The organism is Pseudomonas sp. AGC41 (assembly GCF_057334555.1).
On the sequence record NZ_JBHFJB010000115.1, the window covers coordinates 53,020 to 57,808 of the forward strand.

A 4,789-nucleotide genomic window follows, 5' to 3' on the forward strand; every position below is an offset into this window, starting at 1 on the left:
CGATTGCGGTGTGTCAGTTGGCATTCATGCTGCTGACCCTATGCCATCGCGAGCAGGCTCGCTCCCACAAGGATTCTCGGTAGCTGGCATGGGGAGCAGGTTCAAGTGTTTCGGCGCGGTGTTATCATCGCAGCCGGCCGGTTTCCAAGGCGCCGCTCATTCGAGCGGCGTTTTGGTATCTGAAAAACGCAAATACGAATAATCCCATGAGTGGCGCTGGGTCGCGCTGTTCGCTGGCAAAGGTTGAAGAAGATGCGGAGCAAGGTGACGGGTGCGCAACGCTGGGTCGTGAAGATCGGCAGCGCACTGCTGACGGCGGATGGCAAGGGCCTGGATCGCCAGGCGATGGCGGTGTGGGTCGAGCAGATGGTGGCCCTGCATGAGGCGGGCGTCGAGCTGGTACTGGTCTCCTCGGGTGCCGTGGCGGCCGGCATGAGCCGTTTGGGCTGGACGTCGCGACCCAGCGCGATGCACGAACTGCAGGCCGCTGCCGCCATTGGCCAGATGGGCCTGGTGCAGGCGTGGGAGTCGAGCTTTGCCGAGCATGATCGCCACACGGCGCAGATCCTGCTGACCCACGACGACCTGTCCGACCGCAAGCGTTACCTCAATGCCCGTAGCACGCTGCGAGCGTTGGTGGAGCTGAAAGTCATCCCGGTGATCAACGAGAACGACACGGTGGTCACCGACGAGATCCGTTTCGGCGACAACGACACGCTCGCGGCGCTGGTGGCCAACCTCGTGGAAGCCGACCTGCTGGTGATTCTCACGGATCGCGACGGCATGTTCGACGCTGATCCGCGCAATAACCCGGATGCCAAGCTGATCTACGAAGCCCGAGCCGACGATCCCGCGCTGGATGCGGTGGCGGGTGGCACTGGCGGAGCCCTGGGGCGCGGCGGGATGCAGACCAAGCTGCGCGCGGCGCGTCTGGCGGCGCGCTCTGGCGCCCATACCATCATCGTTGGTGGTCGGTTGGAGCGGGTGCTGGATCGCCTCAAGGCCGGGGAGCGCATCGGTACGCTGCTGTCGCCTGAGCGCGGCATGCTGGCGGCGCGCAAACAGTGGCTGGCCGGGCATCTGCAAACCCGCGGCACGCTGGTGCTGGACGCCGGTGCCGTGTCGGCGCTGTCCCAGGGTAACAAAAGCCTGCTACCGGTAGGCGTGAAGCTGGTCCAGGGCAGCTTCCGCCGCGGCGAAATGGTCGTTTGCGTGGCGCCGGATGGTCGGGAGATCGCCCGGGGCCTGGCCAACTACAGCGCGCTGGAAGCACAGAAAATCATCGGCCAATCGTCTGATGCGATTGTTGGCCTGCTGGGTTACATGGCTGAACCTGAACTGGTTCACCGTGACAACCTGATCCTCGTCTAAGGAAAAATCATGGGTTTGGCAAAAGGATTGATCGGCTTGCTGGTGGCGCTGCCGCTGCTGGCCTCTGCCGAGGAAATCGGTCAGGTGTCCACTGTGTTCAAGTTCGTCGGGCCAAACGACCGGATCGTGGTCGAGGCGTTCGATGATCCCAGGGTCGATGGCGTGACCTGCTATCTGTCGCGGGCCAAGACCGGCGGCGTAAAAGGTGGTCTGGGGCTGGCCGAAGATCGCGCCGAGGCCTCCATCGCCTGTCGCCAGGTCGGGCCGATCAGCTTCAAGGGTGAGCTCAAGGATGGCGAGGAGGTCTTCAGGGAGCGCACCTCGCTGGTGTTCAAGACCATGCAGGTGGTGCGTTTTCTCGACAAGAAGCGCAATACGCTGGTGTACCTGGTCTACAGTGACCGCGTGATCGAGGGCAGCCCGCAGAATGCGGTGACGGCGATTCCGATCCTGCCGTGGGCCCGGGCCCAATAATCGACTGAAATTCCATTGTGGGAGCGAGCCTGCTCGCGAATGCAGTCTGTCCGCCACATGATGTTGTCTGGCACACCGCATTCGCGAGCAGGCTCGCTCCCAGTTGTTATCTGTGGGATGGCTGGTAAATCCCAGGCAATAAAAAACCGACCCTGAGGTCGGTTTTTTAACGAGCGCGTCGCTTAGGCAGCAGCGGCAACGTTCAAGGCCTTTACGTGGCCATTCAGGCGGCTCTTATGGCGAGCAGCCTTGTTCTTGTGGATGATGCCTTTATCGGCCATGCGGTCGATAACTGGCACAGCCAGAACGTAAGCAGCTTGTGCTTTTTCAGCGTCTTTTGCGTCGATGGCCTTGACTACGTTTTTGATGTAGGTACGGACCATGGAACGCAGGCTGGCGTTGTGGCTGCGACGCTTCTCAGCCTGTTTTGCACGTTTTTTGGCGGAAGGTGAGTTGGCCACCGTCGAGCTCCTCGAAAGACTTTTTAGGAAATAGCAAACAAAATAGGCCGCGAATCATGCCGATGAGTTGAGGTCTTGTCAAGGGCGGGTGACACGTTCCGCTGAATGGCAGGTGCGGCGCACCGAATGATTTCTTTCCGGCGTGCGACCTGTAAACTCGCGGGCTTTGGCGCTGTGCTGTTTAGCGGCGCGAAGTATCGCACAAGTGGGCGCGTTGTTCGCCTGCTGTTTATCGACAGGCCCAAACTCTTTTCATGAATCTGCTCAAATCGTTGGCTGCCGTCAGCTCTATCACGATGCTTTCCCGGATTCTGGGATTCGTTCGCGATACGCTGATCGCGCGGATATTCGGTGCCGGAATGGCCACCGACGCCTTCTTCATCGCCTTCAAACTGCCCAACCTGCTGCGGCGGATCTTCGCCGAAGGGGCCTTTTCCCAGGCCTTCGTGCCGATCCTGGCCGAATATAAAAGCCAGAAGGGCGACGAGGCGACCCGCACTTTCATCGCTTATGTGACCGGTTTGCTGACGCTGGTGCTGGCGCTGGTCACGGCCGCCGGCATGCTCGCCGCGCCTTGGGTGATCTGGGCCACCGCGCCAGGTTTCACCGACACGCCGGAAAAATTCCAGCTCACCTCCGACCTGTTGCGGGTGACCTTTCCTTATATATTGCTGATTTCCCTGTCATCGCTGGCCGGGGCAATCCTCAATACCTGGAACCGTTTCTCGGTGCCGGCCTTCGTGCCGACGCTGCTCAATGTCAGCATGATCGTCTTCGCGCTGTTCCTGACGCCGTACTTCGATCCGCCGGTGATGGCCTTGGGTTGGGCGGTGCTGGTCGGCGGCCTGGCGCAATTGCTCTATCAACTGCCCCACCTGAAAAAGATCGGCATGCTGGTGCTGCCGCGCCTGAACGTGCGCGACAGTGGCGTGTGGCGCGTCATGAAGCAGATGCTGCCGGCCATTCTCGGGGTGTCGGTGAGCCAGATTTCGCTGATCATCAACACCATCTTCGCCTCGTTCCTGGTGGCCGGTTCGGTCTCATGGATGTACTACGCCGACCGCTTGATGGAGCTGCCCTCCGGTGTGCTGGGCGTGGCTCTGGGCACTATCCTGCTGCCGACCTTGGCGAAGACCTACGCCAGCCAGGATCGCCACGAATACTCGCGCATCCTCGACTGGGGCCTGCGCCTGTGCTTCGTGCTGGTCCTGCCTTGTGCCCTGGCGCTGGGGATCCTTGCCGAGCCGCTGACGGTTTCGCTGTTCCAGTATGGCCAGTTCAATGCGTTTGATGCCTTGATGACCCAGCGTGCGCTGATCGCCTATTCGGTGGGCTTGCTTGGAATCATTGTGATCAAGGTCCTGGCGCCGGGTTTCTACGCCCAGCAGAACATCCGCACGCCGGTGAAGATCGCCATCTTTACCCTGGTAATGACCCAACTGTTCAACCTGCTGCTCATTGGTCCCCTGGCTCATGCCGGCCTGGCCCTGGCGATCAGCGCCGGAGCCTGCCTCAACGCCGGGCTGCTGTTCTACCAGCTGCGCAAACAGAAGATGTATCAACCGCAGCCTGGTTGGGCCAGGTTCGGCCTCAAGCTGCTGGTCGCCGTGGCGGTGATGTCGGCGGTGTTGCTGGCGGGGATGCATTTCATGCCGGCCTGGGGCGAAGGGCAGATGCTCGAGCGTTTCCTGCGCCTGGGGGTGCTGGTCGTGGCCGGCGTGGTGGCTTATTTCGGCATGTTGCTGCTGATGGGATTCCGTCTGCGCGACTTCAATCGCAAGGCCTTGAGCTGAACGGTTGCCTTCGATAATCCCGGGCCGGACGGCGGTTTTGTCGGTTCGATCACTTTGGGTTACGGTGTTGCCTGTCGCCGACCGCCGGGTGTGGTTATAATCGGCCACTTTATGAGCAAGAAGCGCGTTATGCAGCTGGTTCGAGGCCTCCACAACCTGCGTCCCCGGCATCGGGGCTGTGTCGCCACTATTGGCAACTTCGACGGTGTTCACCGTGGCCACCAGGCTATCCTGGCGCGGCTGCGCGAGCGTGCGCTGGAGTTGGGCCTGCCCAGCTGCGTGGTGATCTTCGAGCCGCAGCCCCGGGAATTCTTCGCTCCGGACACCGCTCCGGCGCGTCTGGCCCGGTTGCGTGACAAACTGCAACTGCTGGCCGCCGAAGGCGTCGATCGGGTCCTGTGCCTGGCTTTCAACCAGCGCCTGAGCCAGCTCAGCGCCGCCGAGTTCGTCGATACCATCCTGGTGGACGGTCTCGACGTGAAGCATCTGGAAGTCGGCGACGATTTCCGTTTCGGCTGCGACCGGGCAGGGGATTTCGATTACCTGCAACAGGCCGGCATCGCCCAGGGGTTCACCGTCGAAGCGGCACAGACCGTGGAAATGGACGGGCTGCGCGTCAGCAGCACCCAGGTCCGCAATGCCCTGGCGGCGGCGGACTTCGAATTGGCCGAGCGCTTGCTCGGCCGGCCG

The 4,789-nt window shown here is 61.7% G+C and carries 5 protein-coding genes; 4 read left to right on the forward strand and 1 reads right to left on the reverse strand.

What is annotated here, in order from left to right; genetic code table 11:
* Window positions 1-252: 252 nt before the first annotated feature.
* Together proB and ACE04F_RS19405 are read left to right on the forward strand one after the other, a co-directional pair.
* The gene (proB, locus tag ACE04F_RS19400) at window positions 253-1,371 is read left to right on the forward strand and encodes a glutamate 5-kinase (protein ID WP_305498706.1); all 1,119 of its coding nucleotides are present in this window, start codon (window positions 253-255) and stop codon (window positions 1,369-1,371) included.
* Between the two features lie 9 nt (window positions 1,372-1,380).
* The gene (locus ACE04F_RS19405) at window positions 1,381-1,845 is read left to right on the forward strand and encodes a CreA family protein (RefSeq protein ID WP_486109195.1); all 465 of its coding nucleotides are present in this window, start codon (window positions 1,381-1,383) and stop codon (window positions 1,843-1,845) included.
* A 182-nt stretch (window positions 1,846-2,027) separates the two neighbouring features.
* Here the strand turns inward: ACE04F_RS19405 and rpsT are convergent, their stop codons facing one another.
* Window positions 2,028-2,306, reverse strand: coding sequence for a 30S ribosomal protein S20 (rpsT, locus tag ACE04F_RS19410; RefSeq protein ID WP_020798646.1), 279 nt, complete (start codon window positions 2,304-2,306; stop codon window positions 2,028-2,030).
* 254 nt (window positions 2,307-2,560) lie between these two features.
* Here rpsT and murJ point away from each other — a divergent pair, with 254 nt between their 5' ends.
* Together murJ and ribF are read left to right on the forward strand one after the other, a co-directional pair.
* Entirely contained in the window at window positions 2,561-4,099 is a 1,539-nt protein-coding gene (murJ, locus tag ACE04F_RS19415) for a murein biosynthesis integral membrane protein MurJ (RefSeq protein WP_486109197.1), read from the forward strand.
* Window positions 4,100-4,228: 129 nt separating this feature from the next.
* A partial coding sequence (gene ribF / locus ACE04F_RS19420; RefSeq protein WP_486109199.1) for a bifunctional riboflavin kinase/FMN adenylyltransferase occupies window positions 4,229-4,789 on the forward strand: 561 nt, incomplete at its 3' end.

Bases quoted from the DNA above. Each gene is read 5' to 3' on its own strand.
- proB (WP_305498706.1), top strand. From the start codon at position 253: ATGCGGAGCAAGGTGACGGGTGCGCAACGCTGGGTCGTGAAGATCGGC.
- ACE04F_RS19405 (WP_486109195.1), top strand. From the start codon at position 1,381: ATGGGTTTGGCAAAAGGATTGATCGGCTTGCTGGTGGCGCTGCCGCTG.
- murJ (WP_486109197.1), top strand. From the start codon at position 2,561: ATGAATCTGCTCAAATCGTTGGCTGCCGTCAGCTCTATCACGATGCTT.